The organism is Enterococcus italicus, from assembly GCF_023743875.1.
GTDB lineage: Bacteria > Bacillota > Bacilli > Lactobacillales > Enterococcaceae > Enterococcus_G > Enterococcus_G italicus.
The window spans coordinates 912639-932910 of the sequence record NZ_JAMRVB010000001.1; the positions used below are offsets into that span (position 1 = coordinate 912639).

Here is a 20272-nt window from a genome sequence, read left to right on the forward strand (position 1 = left end):
TATCTGATATGTATACCAATTTTTAAGTCGCTTTAATTATCTCAAAAGAATTAACCAATGTGAAGTGTAATTTCTGTGTAGTTCATAAACTCGACATAGTCATAAAAAGACACGGTATATTCAATCAATTCTTTTAGGAGATGAAGAAAGGTACTTAAATCAGAGAAATGTAATTTCATTAGATTTCTCTGATTTGGAATCAATATTTTAGAATTTATCATCTATTTCTTTAAATAATAGTAATTAGCTAGCCATTTCCCAAATGAACAAATGTAAATCACGAACTGCATAAATTAAATATTCTTTAGTATTAAATTAAATCCAAAGATTAATAGATATTCTATAAATTATCTTAACTGCACTATTAAAAGCTAGCTATTTCTTCTACCTCATAAATTTCTTTTTCATTACTTGTTCAAAAATCTTTTTTTATAATCACAAGTATTTCTATTTGCCTTTAGGCAATAATACGGTATAATCCATAGGGTATATAAAATTATTCGCGAAAGAAATGTGGGAGATACCTATGGAGCTTTTAACTATAAAAGATATTGCAACTCACCTCAGAGTTAGTGAACAGCATGTCCGGCGACTATGTAGAGAAGGCAAACTTCAAAGCGAGCGTGTTGGTAGACAATGGGTTACAACAGAAGAAAATTTAAATAAATATATTGAAGAATACAACGTAGTCATTGAACCTACAGATCATCCCAGACTTACTAATGATATTCCTGACTTTATAGCACTTAGCTTCTTTAGTGGAGCAATGGGATTAGATATTGGAATGGAGAATGAAGGCATTCATCCTTTATTAGCCTCTGAGATTGACCCTGAAACTAGAAAGACTATTCAAGTAAATCATCCAACTATTGGATTGATTGGAGACATGTCAAAATTCACAGCTGATGAAATCTTTGAGTATGCACGTCTACCAAGAGATACTCAGGTTGATTTAATCTATGGAGGTCCTCCATGCCAGGCCTTCTCAACAGCAGGTGCTAGACGAGGTTTTGAAGATGAGCGAGGAAACGTGTTTCTTGATTTCATTCACTTAATTGGTGAAGTTAAGCCTCGGTATGCTTTGATTGAAAATGTTCGTGGACTACAATCTGCAAAGTACCCAATTGAACCTGGCGGCCCTGTGATTAAAGGCGGAGCATTGTACTATGTAACAAGAATTTTAGAAAACTATGGTTACACAGTGTCTTTCGAACTTTATAACTCGGCCAACTTTGGTGCTCCTCAAATACGAGAGCGAGTCATTATGATCTGCAAACTTGGCGATCAAACAGTTCCCTACCTTACACCAACACACTCAGAGACAGGTATTAATAATCTTGAACCTTGGGTTACTCTAAGAGACGCTCTTCAAGGTTTAGAAGGACAACAACATTATGTACAATTTCCTGAAAAAAGATTACAATATTTTAGAATGTTAAAAGAAGGTCAGAACTGGAGAAATCTTCCAGATGACGTTCAACCCTTAGCTATGGGCAAGTCTTTCGGGCTCGGTGGAGGTAGAACAGGTTTCTTTAGAAGGTTAAGCTTCGATCGACCATCACCAACATTGGTTACAACGCCTACAATGCCAGCAACAGACCTATGTCATCCAGTCGAAAATCGGCCTTTAAGTATTGAAGAGTATAGAAGAATTCAAGGTTTTCCTGATGATTGGATTTTTTGCGGAGAAATTACAGATATTTACAGGCAAATAGGCAACGCAGTCCCTATTAAATTAGGCGAAGCTGTAGCTAGAACAATTCTTGCGGATAACGCAGGTAATGCTCTTCCTCAATATCCTGAATTTAAATATTCACGATATAAAGCTACTGATTATCATTCATTCATGAATAAAGTCGAAGAAGAAAATGAAGAACACAAGCTAAAAAAAAAGAAGGAGAAAAATAATAAGGTTAAGCCTATATCTACAAATTCAGGGCAAGCTAAAGTTAATAGCTCAAGTAAAGCAAAGTATGTTCGTTCAACTGGTAAAGCAAGTGAGTCGAACACTCCTAGTAACAAAACAAACAAAAAGATCTTCGCCGTTTAAAAACGAGGATCTTTTCTTTTGTTTAAAGGTCAATATAGTTTTGCTGAATTTTTCGATGGTATTCATCGCCCAATTCATCAAAGATTTCCAATAATTCATTGTAAGTATTAGGATCTTGGCCTACAGTATTCCAAAAATCACTTCCAATTAAAACTGCGGAGTCATCAGTTGTATTAAAAATCTTATTGATTACATTCCAATTATACGGAGTTCCTTCCCCCGCTGGATTATAGGGTAATGCAAAATAGGTTCTTGCATTTTCTTTAGCAAAAGTCGTTCTCATCATGTCTCGTTTGGCAATTTCTGTTTGATCTAGGTTTGGTTTCACTGTTTTGATGGAGTAGTACTCTTCAGTTCCATCTATGCGTCGAATATATAGATCAAAGCGAATTGGGATTTCAATCACACGATTAGTTCTTAAATTAAGACCTTCATTAATTTCTGCTGTCCAATCCGGATAAACTGGATTATTTCTATCATTATTTCTTTGTCTACTAAGCAAATCGTCAATATAATCTGCTTGCCATGTATTGATTATAACAGTTTCACTGTGTTGATTTTGAGCCGTAGCTCCAGTGTCGATAGCGATTTCATAAGCAATTTGCTCATATACTCCTTGACCAAAAGATGTTACAAAGGATCGTTCGAATTTTGACCCTTTCCAAATCATTTCGGGAACTAAACGCGCGCCAAATGGATTTCTTGTGTATAGTTCCTGCATATCTTCGTTCAATTCTCGAATTCGACGATTTAAAATTCCATTCATCTTATCACGTATTCTTTCCTTGATTCGCTCTCTAGTCTCCTGTTGCATATAGCGCCTCCTAAGTTCACTTGTATGGATACAGCGTACCATCAAACGTACTTTCTAACAATGATTAAGTAATTTTTCTCCTGAATAAATGATTATGAAAAAAGGCTTTAGAAGTCGAAATAGTGATCGATCTAAAAGTATTGTTAACATCCAGAAACTCAGTTCGATGTTACAAAAATATTACCTTTACCTATTAAATCAAGTTTCTTACGGCACTTACTTAATCACTTTCTGATAAATGAGATTGCAAAAATCACAATTATTAATGCAATCTCTATAATGACTGATTTTTCTATTAATTGACATAAAAATTTCTTTACATATTTTATAAAAAACTGCAACTAATCACAAATAACCAGCTTATAAAGAAAAAAATCGTTTCTCCTAAACAAAATCACTAAATATCTTTGTGAGAATTCCTAAAAGCAGATAAAACATTATTACTGTAGCCCCAAAACTACGTAATACTACATACCTTTTATCAAATCACCAAAAATATCCCCAAACTATTAGCATCATTCTGTCATTTTGAAAGCAGTTATTTTTTTGTAAATAGATAAAACTCTAGCTATTGCTTATTTTGAAGAATATAAAAAATTGTAGACATAATTCCACATAAAAAGGCCAAAATATAATTTCTTTGAGAAAGTGCAATCAACATCAATAACACGAATATAAGTTGAAGTCTTTTGAATTTCAATTTACTACTTCTTTTATGTTCCATAGATATTTACCCCAAATTTTTTTCGATATAAAATTCTATACTTTACAAGTTGACATTCAACGTCACTCAAATAACACTGTAAATGAATGCAATAAGGCTTATTAAATTTCCCATCAGTACCAAGCCTAGCATTACTTATTTAGGTGTTTTTTTGATCGCAACATAGCAAAATGTTACAAGTATCAAAACGGTTCCTATTATGACTATCACCATGTTTGCAACATCCTTAGAAAAGGGCGTCAAAAGAGAATATACTACCAATAAAAATAACACACACAAAGCCAGCACAATATATTTTCGTTTCATTTTTACTCCCACCTCTGCAAAATGCGGCTGCCATCCTTACTTATATCCCTGTAAAATCTACTCTCTTCCGGAAGTTACATCGTCATTTTTTCCCGCGGCTAAGCAACTCATTATAATTGCTCCCAGCATACATCCTATAAATAAGCCTAATAAAAACAGAAGCATAATAAAACCTCCCCTAAATTTTTTTTAATATCATTCAAAATCAAAGAAAGGTAGGTCCATAGCTTTGTACCTACCTTTCGGGAATGCTAACAGAAACTGACTACACAATTATCTTTAAAAGTAACTATTCTGTAATATCAATTTTTTTAAGAGCTAAATATAATCTGATCATACACTCTTGATAGCAATCTTCATCAAAGCTCCCATTTCGGCATGACTCTTTAACCAGCAATGGTTTAAAACTGTTCACAATTTGAGAAAACGCCTCTTCATCATCCTTTTGAACAAGAATAACGAGTTCTGCCAATGACTTCATTTCACGCACCCTCCATCATTTTAGCACTGATTTTCAATAGCTAGTACTTCAGGAGGAGCACGAATCATATAGTTTTTTAAAATTAAGGAAGGAGATGTTTTCGAATTTTTCCTAGAATGCGTTGGCGCTTTTTTGTTGCACCTTGCCGTGTCATTGATAGTTGAATAGAAATCTCATAGTCTGAATATCCAAAAATATATTTTTGAATTAGTAGAGATTGATCTTTATCAGACAGTTTTTGGAATTCAGTGGCTAAGTCACAATTAGAGAAATCTAGCGGAAATTTTTCAGATACTACCGTAATAGTTTCTTGTGGATACATTGCTTGCTCCTCGATAAAATAATCTAGTGTCTTTTGTCCAGGAACAAATTCAGTACCTTTTAGTCTGCTATTTTTAGCAAAATAATTAATTGCCGTATTATGAACTGTTTTTTGAATATAGCTAATAATTTGTGCATCATCATTTGCAAAATCAAAATTCTGATTCATCACTGTCACTTCTTCCTTTGAAAATTCGAGAGGAAAAAGATATACGGACAAATTAGGTTTTAAGTCTATATTGCCAATATCCTCTCATAGCACGTTCAACAGGGATTGATTCATCTCGATTAATTTTTGAAAGAATATTATTTACAAAATTGCGATAATCAGGAAAAATTTCATACGATTCTGTCCACTCATGATATATTTGTTTGGCAGATAATGGTTTTCCTGACTCTTTCAAGATTGATGCAATAATAAACCCGTAATCTTTGTAAGATCGATGATGGTTGTCGATTGCTTTTCGCTGAGCAAAGTAATCTTGGAGCTCCTTTTCATTTTCTAAATTCATAGGCTCCAGTTCACGATGTATTGCTTTATCAGAATTTGTCGTGTCTTGATTATCTTCTAAATGAATCAAGTATTCTTTTAAATCAAAATACTGTTTTGAAAGCTCCCTTCTTTCCTCCATCAATAGTCTCAGTTGCTCGTACACTCGACATTTTTCATCACGAATATCCATATTCTTTCTTCCCCTTTCACTACTAAAAACAAAAAGGGAACACGAAACTGGACATTAAATCGAAAATTGTTTTAACAGTGGCAAAAAATATTTATCTTCGGCTTTTTTCTCGCCAGCGCTGCTTCACTTAGATCTTTATAAGCACCAAGATAGTGCCGTTTTCCGCGAAAAGTAATATAGGCTACCCACATTCCCCGACAACGATAAACTCCTTTTACACCACTACTATTGTTTTTTGCCAATTTGGCTTTCAAACATTCGACAATTGTTCCTTTTACACAAGTTCTACTTTCAACTCCTTTCAAACAACCACAACTTTTTGTGTGACCAGATGATAAGTTGCCATAGCTTACTTCACATAAGTGACCACAGCTACACTTACATCTCCATTTTGCCTTCCAATCTAACTTCTTATTTAATGGTTCAATGACGGTCAGGTTACCGAATACTTGTTTTTCAATGTGAAACTGTTTTTCCTTAAGACATCCACAACTCCGGATTTCTTCTCGTTGCAATCGTTTTGCCGATGCCAGTATTTCATTGCCACACGAACAAAGGCATTTCCATACAACGGTTCCTTCGCTACGTTCTTCTGTTGGAGCAAGGGCAACTAGTTCACCAAATTTTTTATTAGATAAATCTTTATATCTATGCCGATTTTTAACATTTCCACACCCACAGCTTTTTGTTCGACCTGATACTAAATTGGAATGATAAACAACTGTTTCTTGTCCACAATCACAAAGGCAGTGATACTTTTTATAACCATTTTGAATTAATTCATCTAAAATAATCAAATGACCATATATTTTTTGCATAACCCATCGCCTCATTACTCATGAAATCTATGTACTGAGATAACCAGGGGACCACCCTAGTTATCTCTACTAAATCACTTCAAATTTGAAGGTCATTTGGATGTTACATTTTGTATTTTGATATTTTCCGTAATATACTCCTTTAATTTGAAATCCACCAACTGCTTGAGAATTTAAAATTCCCAATTCTTGATTTGCAACTGATGGATGTAACTCAATCATCGGAAACTGAAATTCTTCCAATGAACTCAAGCTTAATTTCACTTTTTCATCTTTCCCACTAGGTTCGATATCATTAGCTCGAATGACATCAATCGTTGAACTAGAATCCACTTGCATTTTGGCTAAAGATACTTTGAGCTTAGCAGTTGAATTATTTTTCACTTCTTAACTTGGTGATGATACCTTACCGTTTTGAACATCTGTTGATCCAAAAATTACTTTTTGCGGGATAGTAACATCAATCAAATCTTTGGCATCTAAAATATTAATCGTAATATCTTTCGTAAGATTGCCAAGTTGGATCGTAGCAGTATAGGAGCCAAACTGAGGCTTGACATCATGCTTAATCACTTTAATTTGCTGAGATATTTCATTTCCACTAGAAAGTTCCCACGCTTTAGATTGGCTTTCTTGCAAAATCCATTCTTCCATTTTTGAAGCAGGAACTTAGTTAGAATAGGCAGTGAAATTTTGCGAACTCAAAACATATTGATCATCAAAGATACTATGGTGATCATGTACAAAAACAGGCACAGTCACTTCTGACTTATTCCCATTTTGATCTGATAATTCAACTTTTGCATCCGTCAAACCAATTTTAGATGTATCAGGTATTTTTATATACTTTGCTGTTATTTTTGAAATAGCATCGCTATCTTGCAAGTTTGTTACTACATCAAGTGGGTTGGCTGATATACTGCCGTTGACTGGGATCACTTGTAAAATACCATCCCCAGTAGGTGCAACATTGTCAGGATTAACAGTTAACTTTGCTTGTACTTTGGTAATATTTCCAGATGGATCACTTACTTCCAGATAAACATCTTGAATACCAACTTTCTTATTGTCCGGAGTTGGTTTTGACTTATTAAATGAAAACGAAAATGGTCCATTAATATCATTATCTGATACATGATCGATAAAATCAGCTTCCGTTACAGTACCTCCGTAGTCTATCGTTGCATCCTTACTTATGACTTTTGGAGGAGTTGTATCCTTCACAATCACTGTAGTACTCAAGCTTACGGTATTTCCCAAGTTATCGATTAATTTAACACCAAAATTGTGACTACCTAATCCTAGACTATTTGGGTCCGAGTCTGGACGAATGGTAACGGGTTGTTTTCCATTATCCTTTGGTGGACTTACAAAGAAGTCATTAACATCTGATTTTTGGCCAAGTTCTAATTCTATTGGGTTGATTAATGTCCCTGTTGGAGGTGTGGTGTCAATTACTGTAAATGGAACGGTAACCAGCATTGATTCATTATTATCGGAGAATCGAAACTTACCGGTTGTAACACCTAGTCGGGAATCAATAGGTCGCTCTTCCATACTCCAATTTACTGTTCCAGCGTGTGATAAAACATCAACGTAGTTAAACGGATCATTAAATGTAGCATCAAATAAATTCAATTCAATCGTATTATTTTTCTTTGGAATCACATCTAGTGATCGTTTTGAAACATTTACCATAATCGATTTTGTTTGATGAAAGCTTCCAATTCGATCATTGACTTGGTACCAAATCCCGCCCACTTTTTCTTCTACATAAAATCGCCATTCAAGATTGTATTCAATATCAAGTTGAACAAGCCCTGTATTTCCTTTGCCTCGTGTCAAATTAATGGAATGATCTGTATACGTCGGAATTACCGTATTTGGATCAGAGCTAGTGATTTTTGTTATGACTCGTTTGGCAGGACCCGTAAAATTGTATTCATTCATTTCCCAATTCGTACAGTAAGTCTCAAAGTTTGTGGGATAATCATACGAAACGGATGCACCCTCTTTTTTTGGTATAAGAGCCTGTGTCAAAAAAGTATCAAGCTTATTCCACTCGGCCTCAGTAGCATCTTGTGCAACTCCTGCTGCGGTAGCTCCTGAATCACTTGCAAAGCTATATGTGGGAAATGACAAACTTCCAATAATGCAAACGAAAGCCATAATCAAAGAAATGCTACTTTTTTTCATAAGCGCCCCCCAATAGAAACCTCAGCTCTAAAGCGATAAGCATAAGAACCACTCCAATGAAGGAGAGAAATTTACTATTATCTCCTTCATTGCCTAATTGTGGTAATTTCTCCATCTTATCACTTTGGTTTTCATCAACTACATCAGAATGTTGGTCGTTTCCTTTGCCAATGATTCCTTCAATCGGAATATGATTAAACTGAATACTTGATGACTCAGCGAAGGTCTCGATTGGACAAATAAAAGTTAGAATGATTACTAACGATAGCAATATAAAACCATAGTATTTTTTCATATCAATTCCTATTGAACTTCAAACTTAAGAACTAAATCATATTGTGGATTTAAAGCATTCTTTTCAAAATTAAACCCTGTTGCTACCCCACCACTTAATTTAAATTCAAGCTTGTCTCCAGTTGGATTCAAAGTGCCAATTTCCGCCGGGAATTGAGCAGGATTTTGTGGGTCTGTCGTGTGCAAAGCAATGTCTTTGTTTGCAGTTTTATTGGTTAAATTCAAAGTCAACTTATCACTAATTTTTTCAGCATCCGTTTGACTTCCAGATCCTCCCGGTGTACCACTATCCTTAAAATCGTGAACAGAAATCTTAACTCCTTTTGAGGAAAGATTTTCAATTTCATAAAGTGGAGAAATAATACCTGTAATTACATCCGTTTGACCAAATAAGATTTTTGTTGGAATTTTAACATCAACCCATGCAGGATCTGTTGGATCTGGATCTGGTTGAGTCGGGTCTGTTGGATCTGTTGGGTCAAATTCTTTAAATGTTCCTTCTGCCGGAATAGTAGCAGAATCTTGTTTTTTGACTTCCTGTGGTTGGGTATTCGGATCTGGTTGACCATCTTCATAGGCAAACGCAGCTGATGGCCCTAATAATGCTGCTCCTCCAAATGCGACTACACCGAAAAGTGCTACAAATTGCGTTTTTTTCATTTTTGTTCCTCCATTGTTTCTATTATTTATAACTAGATATTCTAGTTATTCACAGATAATTGCCCTACTACCAGGGTTTCTCCAACCTTTTTTTGTGCCTTATCGTTCTAATAATAGGTGACTAAATTTTGAGTTTTATAAACACCTTTTTTGATGGTAGTGCTTAATTTTCCTTGGGATACATATTGTTTTGGCTTAATGAGACCTGAATCATAAACAACTTTATTCTCTCCATCAATTGTAGTCTGAACGCGTATGGCATATTGATTACTTGCCGGATTTAATATACTGACCTCGCCAACCTCTGATGAAGATTCAAAAACCATATCAGAATTCATTTTCAAACGTACTTCGCTTTTATCAGCCTTTGCTTGAAGAAGCTCTTCAAACTCTTTTTCGCTCATATCCTTAACAAACTCACCTGATTTTCCATCAGCTTCGCCAGCAACTACATTGGGAGCAGTTTGATGAGTTAAAAAATAGTAGTATACACTTCCCACTAACAGAGCTATCAACAAAATTAAAAGGATAACAACTCTTAATCGTTTTTTTCTTTCCATTCTCCTTACCGTCCATTGTTTTTCTTACTCTAATGTTGTTATAATAATTGTAGCTTGTCAGCTTACCTATGTTTCCAACAACGGTGATAACTATAGAACAATAATTCTCATTGAGAAAGTTCATTTTTAATCTAACGTTCGTTAACTATTGGAGGCTCCATATGGAAACATTATTAGAAAAAAACTTACAACGGCACTATCAAATCATTAAATTTCTCATTTATAGAGACTGGGAAAAAATTAGTACTATTTCGAAATTTACCCAAATCTCTGAAAGTACAGTTCGTAAAAGTATTGGGGATATCAACCGATACATCACCCCAGCGAAACTGGAAAGTAGTAAACAACTTGGTGTACGGCTAATTCTCATGCCTAATCAAAATCCTTTTTTTATTTTTTCTGCACTTTACAATCAGTCTGCAAGATTCTCCATACTTGAAGAAATCTTTTTAAGTAGACATACCAACTTGACCTCTTTAGCTGATCATCTTTTCCTCAGCATTTCTACATTAAAAAAAAAGAAAGATAGGAACAAGCAATGAACTTTTAACTCCTTTCGACTTTCACATTGACTGTACCTATATGGACATAATCGGTGATCAGAGAAAAATCTGCTGGTTCTATTTTTGCTACTTAATCGAAAAATATGGACTCATTGAAAAAGTAATTACTGAGAACGATGTTGAATTGATGGATGAGGTCATGCAAGAGTTTATGGATTGTTACCCATTTTTACAAACACCTGCACGCCAAACCTATTCTTATATAAATAAATTTAGAACTATGTTATTTATTAATTTTCTACGCATTCGCAGAGGTTATTTACTTCCAAGCCAATCACAAAATGATCAAAAACATGGTTTTACTTTTTCAGAAGAGTTAACTCAAAAACTTTTTCAACACTACCACACTGAGATAACCTCAAAGAGCATATATCGATTATTTTACATACTTTTCAATGATAAATATGTATGGTCAATGACAGATTTAAATCAAAAATGCTCCTTAAATCCAAAAATTAATCATCTTCGTGTCGCGATAGAAAATACATTAAACTCAATTGTTGAAAAGGAAAATCTAATCCTATCAAATAAAGAAGAACTTATGCTTTATCTATACAACGCAACCACTTATATTTGGGAACCTGCAAAAATCCTTTATAATCCTAATGAAGAATTTTTTATCAATCTCAATAATTATTACGAATGATTCACACAAAGGGTCAAAGAAATTGTATCTCGTTATTTTTTAAATAGTGATTTACCAATTTATGTAGATGATTCCGTTATTAATCGATTACTATTTATGGTGGTCACTTCATGGAACTCATTATCTGATCAATTGGAACAAAAATCGCCAACTATTAAGACTGGACTCTTTTTCAATACGAGCTATGAGCACTGTAATTTTTTGAAAGAAGATATTATGTATCATTTAAAAACGCGAGTGAATGTGGATCTGATTGATGCTACTAGCCTTACCTCAGTTAGAGAAAAAATGTGTAAGTACGATCTTTTGATAACCAATCTTCCATCACTGTTCGTACCAGAGTGTACCGTAGTATCCATTCATTCAAATCCTACTCCAAAAGAATTTGAGAACATACTCACTGTCTACAATGAAATCGTGAATAATAGGCAAGACTTTGATCTGTCCATAGTACAAAAGCAGAACAGTATTTATAAGTATTAAAAAAACGATACTTGAATTTTTATTCAAGTATCGTTTTTCGTTATATAATAAAATGATGATTTACTATTTTCTTGTAATTTTTAATTGTTTGCTTTCCTCTCTTAGCAATTCTACTAAAATTTTTTTATTTTTCTTCAATAAGCTAGAAAGACCATTTGAGTCAGAAAGCTTCTCCAGCACAACCTTAAGTGCAAAAACATCTCTATTAGCATTCATATTATACTGAACAATTCTTTTGCCATCTTTTTCTGTTTCAATTCTGTGAGACACTGGCCATAGTGTAACCCTGCTATAAAAATAATTTAAGTAGCTTTTCGCCCATGCAACAAGATTAATTCCATATTCATTATAAACATGTTTAATAAATTTTTTTGACTTTAAACTTATTTGGTATCTAAAGCTTGATAGACTAGTGTTTTTACTATAAACTCCATAATATTCCTTTGCAAAGGATAATATTTCTAAAGGATATTCACTTAAATAAGCTTGTTTTCTTATCACTTCAGTGAATAGACTATACGATAATTTTTCCCAATCTTTTTCATCTGAAATCAGTAAAAAGTAATCAATATCATCTAACACAATAGAAAGCTTCCGATTAACTTTCACATTATATTGATTAAATAATTTAATCAACCACCGCTGCGTATCTTCACTAAATGAGTCAATCTCATACTGATAATTGACATTTCTTCTCAATTCTTTTAATTGTAGATTTTTCTGGAAACTTTGATCATCCTCTAAGATTTTATAGAAATCAAAAATATACTCTATTAATTTCCGAATGTTATCTTCTTTATTCTTATATTCTGTTTCATCAAATCCTTCATATGTTTTTCTAAGTTTAATATATTCCTCTATCTTCATATGGATTCACAAGCTTGCTTCATATATTTTTCGTAAAGATCTTCCTCAATTGGTGAAATTTGATTATGCCAATAATACATAACCAATATTTCCAAAATTTTCTTTTTTCCCCTGATATATGGCAAAGTTGACAGTTGAGAATATATAGTATCTATATTAAACCTATTTTTCTTAGCCTTAATCGGATTATAGTATTTACCAAAATCTAAATTATCATACGTACCAGCGGTCCACATATGTTCATATTCAGAAAAATTTGATGCATAATTTTCTGCCCAGATAAGTAAATTAACATTATACTTATCATTTGTTTTCTTGATATAATTATTGATTTTTTCATTAAAGTTCATTACTGGCTCATTTTCACCCAAATTATTAGTATTCAAAACTCTATGTTCGTCAACAATATACTCGTAAAGTTGATCTATATAGTTTTCCATAAAGGGATACTTTTTAATTAGCAAGGAATAGCATTTATATGAATATTTTCTGAAACTATCAGGTGAATTGGTTAGTAAAAAAGTATCCATTTTATTTAGCAATCTTGAGATTTGCTGATTCATTTTTTTGTTATAACGAGAATATACCTCTATGAGCCATTTCTGTACATTTGTTGAGTATTTATCGACTTGCTTTTGATATTTTTCCAGTTTTTCATTGTTTTCAATTTGCAAAGATTGAGCTTCATTGATGTTAATATAAGTATTAAAATATTCAAAAACATAGTTTACACAATCCTGTAAATTAACATCTTTCTTTTTTAAGTCAAATAAGTTCTTCTGATCATCTATCAATCTTTTTTCAATAAATTTATCTAATGTAATCATTTAGTCTCACCTCTCATGAATTAAAAGTTGTGTTATTATTATATACCATCAAATTACAAAAGATAAATTTATTATTTTCCAGCTAATAAGCTTCTATGATCTTCCAATTTTCCGACTTTTGTAAAACAAAAGAATACTTGAAATTATCTATTGTTTTTGAAGTATCATCAAGGTACTTTGCTACCACTGAAACTTGATAACTCTCTCCTTTCTGTCGATAAATAGGATTAGTCAAATCTATAAACATCAATGTAGTATTTATTGGTGTGACTTCACTATCTTCTACATAATACTCAAGTTCTTTTTCCGATGCTGTTGGATAAAGCTTGAAAAATGTCTCTAAAAATTCCGTGATTTCTTCCGTTGTTTTGGCATCAATTTCTGAATCACCTTCTACTTGTTTTACTTCATACTCCGCTTTTTCTGGTTTTGCAACCATGGTAGGCAAACTCGTTACAACATGATTCCCATTTTCATCTTCAAAGATCATCGCTCGATAAGCAGAAGAAGCTGATTGTGTCTTTTTCCCCTCTGTAATCTTTTGATCTACTAAAAATGAAACGACAAATTCCTCCGAGCTCTTCTCAACGTCTAAGATTTTTACGGATTGAACTTCGGAACTAGTGGGAATATCTGCCCGGATCATATCTTGGCTCAAAGTGAGACCTTCTTCTGTAAGGTATTGTCTGAGAGTACTCATTCTCTTTTCAATTGCTTCTTTATTATTCTTCCATGAAAAATATTCTTTCGCAAAATCCTCTGTAAAGCTTTCAACGCCAGAAGTATTCACTATCTTCTCTTTTACTACCACTTTTTCATGAGTTGTACGCTGATCAATCGCCGTAAAGCTTTTGTAGATGCCAAAAGTAAGGCTACAAGACAATAAAATCCAAAGGGCAAGCACCAGTTTTCGATGCTTGCCCACTGAAACGGCTCGTTCTTTCTTCTTTTTTGGAATCTTTTCCTTTTGATTTCGTTCAATTTTGATCTTCATTCTTTTTCCTCTTTTCTCTTATTTGTAGCGGCCAGCTCCGATAAGATGCTGCTGCCAATAGTTTTCCGTTAGATTTGTCCAGCCCACTGGATTCCCTGCATGAAACATGCGATTCTCTCCTGCATAAATGCCCACATGGGTCACATAAGTGCCGGCATCATAAGTCGAATGAAAGAAAACCAAATCACCTGGTTTAGCATCTTTTAGATCAATATGGGTCATGGCATCATATTGATCCTGAGCGACCCGAGGAAGCTTCAGACCAACTTTGGCATAACACCATTGGGTCAAGCCACTACAATCAAATCCCGTTTCTGGACTTGAGCCACCAAATACATAAGCCGTCCCTTCATACTTAAACGCCTCGTCAAAAATCTCTTGGACAGTTTTATCATCAAACTGTGTCGTAATTAGGTATTGCTTCACTAATAAGCAATAAAACATGTTGCCATAGTTATAGCGCCACCCACCATTTTCTTTAATTGCGATGGGATTTGGATAGTCTACTTTTTGACCGCCCGATTTTTCCTTTGAAAAGGATTCAGCTAAAGCAAAACTATACTTCTTCCCGTTTTTTGCGACATAATCTAAATACCCGCCACCATAGTTATAGGCCTGAATAATACTATCTTGATCGCACCCTAGTTCTTTGGAACGCTTAACCAAAGACCCAAAATAGAGACACCCTTGTTTAATGGATGCCTCGGTACTCAATGAATTCGGTGGCAACCCGGCTGACTCAGAACTTTGCATAACGTCTTCCATTGTGCCGCCAGATTCCACTTGAATAATCGCCAAAAGAATTGGGACATACTCTGTTATATCCGATTCTTTGGCATATTTTTCCACCATTGCACGGTGTTTCAATACTTCTTCTGAAACACCAATTCCGCCAGGAGAAGTGCCAGAACTACCACTTCCCTCACTGTCTTCACCAAACAACAATCCCACACACATCAAAATACCCATAAAAGAGATGGTCAGAAAAGTTAACGAAATAATACTCAATTTCTTCAAGTTCATTTTTTCTCACCTGACCTTGATTTTGGACGATGGTTCATTCTTTTTTGTACTTTTTGATTGGTCCGTTTTGGCAGAGTGGACCTCTGTTTCACTTGTTGGAAAGAATTTTTTTTACTTGATGATTGGCTTTTCCCTTTTGAAATGATTTCTTGACTAGTTAGTTTTCGTTTGATTTTGGGATTCAGATTTCCCTTCACAATCCGCTTTGGTGCTTCTTTTTTCGGCGTCCTATCTTTCCTAGGTTGGACCTCTGCTTTAATCGGAACATTTTCTCTTCTTTTCCCACGACGATTCCCTACTTCGTTCAATACTTTACGCTTTCCAGCCATTTTTTCATCTCTAAGTTGTCGTTGTTTTTCTCGCAACTCCGCTCGATTTGCTTTTTCTTGGACAAGTCCGCGCTTGAATTCTTCTGGTGCTTTTTTCGTCTTTTCAATTCCTTTATGGAGATTGTATTTCAAGTTGGTCGGTGTATTCCGTACTTGATCTTTTACTTGTTTGGTCTTATCTTTCACCAAAGCTTGGGTATCCAAAACCTTGCCGATTTTTCTCCCGGCCAAATTCATTCGAGACCGTTTCTTGTTATCTGGGATTTGATTGTCCTTATTCAAGTCAGATGCTACCTCGTGATTGTTAGGTAATCGTGAATTCTTCCGTAGAGAAGAATCGGATGGCTTAAATTTGGATTTTGATTGTTCCTTTGCCAACTTATTTCCGACTGCTGCACCACCACCAAAAACCAAAGTTCGCCCCACATTTCGATTGAGTTGCCGTAGTTTTCGATTCATTAACATTTGCGGTTTTCGCATGACATGTTTTCCCATTGATTGGCTATCATTACTTTGAAGATTGAACATACTCATAATGTCGCCCAATTTGAAATAGATACCGGCAAAGGTCACAATTTGTAGAAATGCTACCATAAAGAAGGGATAAGTGGCCGAAATATTGAAAAACATCGTGGAGATACTAAATGCAGTCGTAATCACCAAAGTAACTCCTGCTCGCATCATAATTGTATTAAACAAACGAATAATCGCCTTCTTGCCCAAACTCTCATAAGTCGGCAACATGGACAATAAGAAACTAATCGGTAGAAACATCGCAAAGATAATGAAGAGAATTTGGGAGAACAACATAATCCCTGTCAGAAGAAAAACAAAGAAGGAAATTCCAATATTGAACAACACCAAAAAGACCACGGTTCCTAAGCGGTTCATGGTCTTGGTAATACTTAAATTCGCATTATCATTGTCTTCAATTTCGGCTTTGACCGCTTCTTCCCGATCCTTGCCTTTATTTTCATCTGGACTTACAGATAGGATTTTGTTAACACGATCTTCGCCAATTTCTTCTATATTAGAATCATCAAATTGCAAGAGTAACCAAGGTTGTTGGACTTGAATCGAAAATAAACTATCTCGAATCAAATCCACACTATCCTTTCCTTGGCATTCTGAATTGGGTACAACAATTTCGGTTCCAAGGCTAAGAGCCGCTTCACTAACATCCGAACTAAAGTCATTGATTTTTGTGATATAAGTAGGTGCATAAGCAATGAACGAACCTGAAAGTAGAAAGATCATCACAAAATTAATGACAGCCCGCACGGCTTTGGTGGTTTCTCGTTTTAATAATCCGATATACGCCACATAAACTCCTAGAGCTAAAATCATCAATAATAGAAACCCAAAGTAAAATCCCGAGGTCTGTAATCCGTTTTCGGTAATGCCAGCTAAGGTTTGGATATTCTTCCCAATACTTTCAGCAGTGTCTGAAATGAAGTCCAACTTGTAGGCTTCTTGAACTACATAGCCCGTGGCATTTGATAAATAGAGACTAACCGTCCAAATAAAATTGGTAATGGCATAAAGACCATACATCACGCTCTTCCCTAGACCATCACCCCAATTCCAAGGCAGCCAATCCCAAGAGCTATCCACAAAGAAATCTAGTTGATAATTGTTCAAAGAATATTGAGAGTATATATTTCCCACTTCAACCGTATCATCAACCAGACCTGTTGCCTCGGCCACCGTTCCAATCAGGCTGAGAAGAAGTAAAATAGCGCAGAGACTGATTGCGATCATTCCTGCAATCCGAAAAAGTTTCTTTTTCATCTCCTCACTCCATTCTCTCTTGAACAGGTGGACGAGTATCAAAAGCATGGAAAAGTTCTTCAAAGACTGGATGAACCTGGACCACGCCCACTCGACCATACAAATCTTGCATTAAACATTGACCGTTTTCCAAATCTCGCAGGCGTTTTTGATTGCTTTCATCTTCTTGATCTAATCCAAAGAATTCCAAGGTTTTCTTAATTTCATGAATATCGGTACTGCGAAAAGCAAACTTCAAACCGATATTATTCTTCAAACGTTCATCCAGTAAATCGTCACTGTTTTGCGTAACGAAATAAACCCCGGCATTCATGGCCCGCCCAGCGCGCACTAATTTATTCGCTAAGGTCTTTCCTTGTGCTACTTGAAGAAATGACCAAGCTTCATCTAGGTCCACAATCTTGAAGATTTCTCTGTTGCTATGGATAAAATCTAAGGCAAAAGTGGAAATGACGATTAGCATCGAAACACTCAGCAATTCCATGGTGGTATATTCTTCAAAAGTGGTTTCTGCATCCGGTAAAACCAAATCCGCTACTTGAATGATATTCAACTGCTTGTCTAAGCTAATCGATTGAGTAATTGAACCATCTGAGAAAAGCAAATGGGCAAAATCATAATCGGTAAAAGACTCGATATGATCCGCGATATTTTCTGCGACTGGCGAGCCCTCTTTTCGCAATTCAACGATTACTTGTAATAACCCCCGTTGCTCACTTTGAGTAACGGTTCGAATTGCCTTGCGTAAAACAGGAAATTTCTCCCCATCTCGACTAGAAATTCCTGTTAAGAAGGTCAGAATATCAATTGCTAAACTTTCCGAGTCTTTCTTTTTCTTCATAATCACATACGGATCAAGTAACCCCTGATTTTCTGGCTTACTAGTTAAATTAAGAATATTGATTTCATCCGCGATTTCTGGCAACGTTTCTTTCCATCCACCACGTTCCCCTTTTGGATCGACAATCACGGCTTGCCCACCAAAAAGGATGGCATAGTAGACTAAAAGATTGTTACTAAAGGATTTGCCACCACCGAGTGAACCAAGGAAAGCGGCGGCCAGTGCATTGGTTACTGAACCCTTGACCCCTTGTGAGGCCAATGCCGGTTTCAGGTAAACATTGCGACCTGTATCCACGTTATAGCCAAAGTAAATCCCTTCCAACTCTCCTAACATCTGAGTAGCCCCAAAACCAAGCCCCGCCAGAAAGTCAGACGTCACATACTGGATATAGTCGTTCATGTAGCGTTTGCTTGAGGGTAAGAACTCTTCATGTAAACCCATCATATCGCCAAAGGGCCGGACTAGTTTTACATTGGTATCATCATAAAAATCGAACACTTCATCACAACGGCGTTTTAGTTCATCCACTGATTCCGCACTAACTCGAACCAAATAACTCAATTTGTACATGGATTCTTTCGACTGATCCAAAGTGGTTTCCAATTCGTCTACTGAATCCAAAGCATCTAATACATTGGCATTCGTTTCATTATCGGATTGATAGGCATGGTTGTCTAAATCTTTCAGTTCCTTTTTCTTATTGCGAACGGTAGCAAGTGCTTTCTTATTCGTCACAATCTCTACATTCATTGAAGTATCAATCGGAAAAGTGAATTGTTGTTGCTGGTAATAGAAAAGTTCCGAAGATGGAAACTCCATCTCCCCCACAATCGTATTGATTGTTAAATACGCTACATAAGACTCATGATTTTCGTGTTCCATGCGTAAGTACCGAGGCTTTTCTTCAATCAAGCAACGACTAGGACGCAGTAGGTCATAACGTTTCACCAGTGTTTCTGATTTTAGCTTTTTCTTTGGTAGCTGAAATTCGTATTCTTCAAACGGTGTCCCTTTTTCGCCATAGATATGTTCAATCAAATACGTCAGATCACTCGGTGTGACTCGTCTGACTTTAAATCTTCGGGCCAATTTACTTTCCATTAATTTTTCAAGCTTAGAATAGCGACGAATTTCTTCATTGGATAACGAAACAAAATCGCCCATTAAATGATGGTTCACTCCATAGACAAATTCTTGAAGCCCAGAAAAGAAAGATTTCTTGAGATTCTTTAGATTGACCTCTTCATCTGTCGCAATTAGTTTGAAGCCAATAAAAAAGCGATAATCAATCTGACTATCGCCAATCATGGATACTAAAGCATCTGTCTGAAGGTCAATTCGTTGTAATGCTACTTCTTTGAGTCTACCTGTAATTTCCTTTTTCGATCGCTCTTGTGTGGCACGAATACTACTTTCGGTGGCAATTTGTAAGGCATGGATCTTCCCCTCACGATTCTGTGCAATTAATTGGCGAAAGTTATCGTGTACTTGATACTTCTGTTCAGGCGATAAAAAGGAATAGTTATAGGGCACTAATTCATAGTAGGCAAAACATTCGCCTTCTTGGTTAAAAACAAGATTGTTTTCGATATACTTAATCGGGTACATAGTTCACACTCCTTACAAGAGTAATAGGTTCGTCCCATCGTTTCTTTTGTTCTTTGACTTTCTTCCCTGCAAAAGTGACCTTAAACCGTAAGTGATAGCTGATAAAAGATCGTAAAAATCCTAATGGTTTCTTGCCGTCAAAGGTCTTTTGCGACATGAACCAAGTAACCGCCACCGGAATACCTAAGTATTTTAAAAACGCCCCCTCTATCATAGATAGTGGAGGCACATGGGAAAATACGACGACAAACAACAACGATAAAACAAACCAAGCCATCTGATTAAAGGTCACAGGAAAAGGCAACTGAAAGTCATTAATCGCATAAATGACTTTTTCAACTGCCCAGATACTGGTATAACTTTTTATTTTTTTCATATTTCACCTCAATT

The 20272-nt window shown here is 35.4% G+C and carries 20 protein-coding genes and 1 pseudogene; 3 read left to right on the forward strand and 18 right to left on the reverse strand.

The window, feature by feature from the left end:
- Nucleotides 1–526 precede the first annotated feature (526 nt).
- The gene (locus NE257_RS04395; protein WP_251885866.1) at nucleotides 527–2050 is read left to right on the forward strand and encodes a DNA cytosine methyltransferase; all 1524 of its coding nucleotides are present in this window, start codon (nucleotides 527–529) and stop codon (nucleotides 2048–2050) included.
- Between the two features lie 22 nt (nucleotides 2051–2072).
- Here NE257_RS04395 and NE257_RS04400 read toward each other — a convergent pair whose 3' ends face one another.
- The 11 genes and pseudogenes from NE257_RS04400 to NE257_RS04450 form a co-directional block, all read right to left on the reverse strand.
- Nucleotides 2073–2864 (reverse strand): TdeIII family type II restriction endonuclease, encoded by a 792-nt coding sequence (locus NE257_RS04400; RefSeq protein ID WP_251885867.1) that lies wholly within the window; start codon nucleotides 2862–2864, stop codon nucleotides 2073–2075.
- Between the two features lie 1319 nt (nucleotides 2865–4183).
- Complete coding sequence (locus tag NE257_RS04405; protein ID WP_070783127.1) at nucleotides 4184–4375, reverse strand: helix-turn-helix domain-containing protein; 192 nt, start codon at nucleotides 4373–4375, stop codon at nucleotides 4184–4186.
- Between the two features lie 82 nt (nucleotides 4376–4457).
- Nucleotides 4458–4865 (reverse strand): sigma-70 family RNA polymerase sigma factor, encoded by a 408-nt coding sequence (locus NE257_RS04410; RefSeq protein ID WP_251885868.1) that lies wholly within the window; start codon nucleotides 4863–4865, stop codon nucleotides 4458–4460.
- Between the two features lie 52 nt (nucleotides 4866–4917).
- Nucleotides 4918–5379, reverse strand: a complete 462-nt coding sequence (locus NE257_RS04415; RefSeq protein WP_251885869.1) for a hypothetical protein — start codon at nucleotides 5377–5379, stop codon at nucleotides 4918–4920.
- 71 nt (nucleotides 5380–5450) lie between these two features.
- Entirely contained in the window at nucleotides 5451–6197 is a 747-nt protein-coding gene (locus NE257_RS04420; protein ID WP_251885870.1) for an AP2 domain-containing protein, read from the reverse strand.
- Between the two features lie 69 nt (nucleotides 6198–6266).
- Nucleotides 6267–6581 carry a hypothetical protein gene (locus NE257_RS04425; RefSeq protein WP_251885871.1) on the reverse strand — a complete coding sequence of 105 codons (315 nt, stop codon included), beginning with the start codon at nucleotides 6579–6581 and terminating at the stop codon, nucleotides 6267–6269.
- A gap of 3 nt (nucleotides 6582–6584) precedes the next feature.
- A complete protein-coding gene (locus NE257_RS04430) occupies nucleotides 6585–6836 on the reverse strand; it encodes a hypothetical protein (RefSeq protein WP_251885872.1) in 252 nt (83 codons plus the stop codon).
- Nucleotides 6837–6866: 30 nt separating this feature from the next.
- Nucleotides 6867–8393, reverse strand: coding sequence for a hypothetical protein (locus NE257_RS04435; protein WP_251885873.1), 1527 nt, complete (start codon nucleotides 8391–8393; stop codon nucleotides 6867–6869).
- Nucleotides 8380–8688 (reverse strand): hypothetical protein, encoded by a 309-nt coding sequence (locus NE257_RS04440; RefSeq protein ID WP_251885874.1) that lies wholly within the window; start codon nucleotides 8686–8688, stop codon nucleotides 8380–8382. Before NE257_RS04440 ends, NE257_RS04435 begins: the two co-directional genes overlap by 14 nt.
- Before the next feature lie 8 nt (nucleotides 8689–8696).
- Nucleotides 8697–9347, reverse strand: coding sequence for a hypothetical protein (locus tag NE257_RS04445; RefSeq protein WP_251885875.1), 651 nt, complete (start codon nucleotides 9345–9347; stop codon nucleotides 8697–8699).
- 41 nt (nucleotides 9348–9388) lie between these two features.
- Nucleotides 9389–9907, reverse strand: a pseudogene (locus NE257_RS04450) (hypothetical protein).
- Nucleotides 9908–10068: 161 nt separating this feature from the next.
- Here NE257_RS04450 and NE257_RS04455 point away from each other — a divergent pair.
- Together NE257_RS04455 and NE257_RS04460 are read left to right on the forward strand one after the other, a co-directional pair.
- The gene (locus NE257_RS04455; protein ID WP_251885877.1) at nucleotides 10069–10449 is read left to right on the forward strand and encodes a helix-turn-helix domain-containing protein; all 381 of its coding nucleotides are present in this window, start codon (nucleotides 10069–10071) and stop codon (nucleotides 10447–10449) included.
- A gap of 160 nt (nucleotides 10450–10609) precedes the next feature.
- Nucleotides 10610–11116, forward strand: a complete 507-nt coding sequence (locus NE257_RS04460) for a hypothetical protein (protein ID WP_251885878.1) — start codon at nucleotides 10610–10612, stop codon at nucleotides 11114–11116.
- Nucleotides 11117–11662: 546 nt separating this feature from the next.
- Here the strand turns inward: NE257_RS04460 and NE257_RS04465 are convergent.
- The 7 genes from NE257_RS04465 to NE257_RS04495 form a co-directional block, all read right to left on the reverse strand.
- Nucleotides 11663–12466, reverse strand: coding sequence for a hypothetical protein (locus NE257_RS04465; RefSeq protein WP_251885879.1), 804 nt, complete (start codon nucleotides 12464–12466; stop codon nucleotides 11663–11665).
- A complete protein-coding gene (locus NE257_RS04470) occupies nucleotides 12463–13293 on the reverse strand; it encodes a hypothetical protein (protein WP_251885880.1) in 831 nt (276 codons plus the stop codon). Before NE257_RS04470 ends, NE257_RS04465 begins: the two co-directional genes overlap by 4 nt.
- 82 nt (nucleotides 13294–13375) lie before the next feature.
- Nucleotides 13376–14287, reverse strand: a complete 912-nt coding sequence (locus NE257_RS04475) for a conjugal transfer protein (RefSeq protein WP_251885881.1) — start codon at nucleotides 14285–14287, stop codon at nucleotides 13376–13378.
- An 18-nt stretch (nucleotides 14288–14305) separates the two neighbouring features.
- Nucleotides 14306–15310: a bifunctional lytic transglycosylase/C40 family peptidase gene (locus NE257_RS04480; RefSeq protein ID WP_251885882.1), complete on the reverse strand. Its 1005-nt coding sequence runs from the start codon at nucleotides 15308–15310 to the stop codon at nucleotides 14306–14308.
- Complete coding sequence (locus tag NE257_RS04485) at nucleotides 15307–17430, reverse strand: FUSC family protein (RefSeq protein ID WP_251885883.1); 2124 nt, start codon at nucleotides 17428–17430, stop codon at nucleotides 15307–15309. Before NE257_RS04485 ends, NE257_RS04480 begins: the two co-directional genes overlap by 4 nt.
- A gap of 4 nt (nucleotides 17431–17434) precedes the next feature.
- On the reverse strand, nucleotides 17435–19882 hold the full coding sequence (gene tcpF / locus NE257_RS04490) for a conjugal transfer ATPase TcpF (RefSeq protein WP_251885884.1): 2448 nt from the start codon (nucleotides 19880–19882) through the stop codon (nucleotides 17435–17437).
- Entirely contained in the window at nucleotides 19869–20258 is a 390-nt protein-coding gene (locus NE257_RS04495) for a conjugal transfer protein (RefSeq protein WP_251885885.1), read from the reverse strand. Before NE257_RS04495 ends, tcpF begins: the two co-directional genes overlap by 14 nt.
- Nucleotides 20259–20272 lie beyond the last annotated feature (14 nt).

What these genes read in the sequence shown, in the direction of transcription:
- NE257_RS04445 (WP_251885875.1), bottom strand. Translation starts at nt 9,347, where the DNA reads ATGAAAAAAACGCAATTTGTAGCACTTTTCGGTGTAGTCGCATTTGGA.
- NE257_RS04420 (WP_251885870.1), bottom strand. Translation starts at nt 6,197, where the DNA reads ATGCAAAAAATATATGGTCATTTGATTATTTTAGATGAATTAATTCAA.
- NE257_RS04480 (WP_251885882.1), bottom strand. Translation starts at nt 15,310, where the DNA reads ATGAACTTGAAGAAATTGAGTATTATTTCGTTAACTTTTCTGACCATC.
- NE257_RS04470 (WP_251885880.1), bottom strand. Translation starts at nt 13,293, where the DNA reads ATGATTACATTAGATAAATTTATTGAAAAAAGATTGATAGATGATCAG.
- NE257_RS04400 (WP_251885867.1), bottom strand. Translation starts at nt 2,864, where the DNA reads ATGCAACAGGAGACTAGAGAGCGAATCAAGGAAAGAATACGTGATAAG.
- NE257_RS04415 (WP_251885869.1), bottom strand. Translation starts at nt 5,379, where the DNA reads ATGGATATTCGTGATGAAAAATGTCGAGTGTACGAGCAACTGAGACTA.
- NE257_RS04485 (WP_251885883.1), bottom strand. Translation starts at nt 17,430, where the DNA reads ATGAAAAAGAAACTTTTTCGGATTGCAGGAATGATCGCAATCAGTCTC.
- NE257_RS04460 (WP_251885878.1), top strand. Translation starts at nt 10,610, where the DNA reads ATGCAAGAGTTTATGGATTGTTACCCATTTTTACAAACACCTGCACGC.
- NE257_RS04455 (WP_251885877.1), top strand. Translation starts at nt 10,069, where the DNA reads ATGGAAACATTATTAGAAAAAAACTTACAACGGCACTATCAAATCATT.
- NE257_RS04405 (WP_070783127.1), bottom strand. Translation starts at nt 4,375, where the DNA reads ATGAAGTCATTGGCAGAACTCGTTATTCTTGTTCAAAAGGATGATGAA.
- NE257_RS04475 (WP_251885881.1), bottom strand. Translation starts at nt 14,287, where the DNA reads ATGAAGATCAAAATTGAACGAAATCAAAAGGAAAAGATTCCAAAAAAG.
- NE257_RS04410 (WP_251885868.1), bottom strand. Translation starts at nt 4,865, where the DNA reads ATGAATCAGAATTTTGATTTTGCAAATGATGATGCACAAATTATTAGC.
- tcpF (WP_251885884.1), bottom strand. Translation starts at nt 19,882, where the DNA reads ATGTACCCGATTAAGTATATCGAAAACAATCTTGTTTTTAACCAAGAA.
- NE257_RS04435 (WP_251885873.1), bottom strand. Translation starts at nt 8,393, where the DNA reads ATGAAAAAAAGTAGCATTTCTTTGATTATGGCTTTCGTTTGCATTATT.
- NE257_RS04495 (WP_251885885.1), bottom strand. Translation starts at nt 20,258, where the DNA reads ATGAAAAAAATAAAAAGTTATACCAGTATCTGGGCAGTTGAAAAAGTC.
- NE257_RS04395 (WP_251885866.1), top strand. Translation starts at nt 527, where the DNA reads ATGGAGCTTTTAACTATAAAAGATATTGCAACTCACCTCAGAGTTAGT.
- NE257_RS04440 (WP_251885874.1), bottom strand. Translation starts at nt 8,688, where the DNA reads ATGAAAAAATACTATGGTTTTATATTGCTATCGTTAGTAATCATTCTA.
- NE257_RS04465 (WP_251885879.1), bottom strand. Translation starts at nt 12,466, where the DNA reads ATGAAGATAGAGGAATATATTAAACTTAGAAAAACATATGAAGGATTT.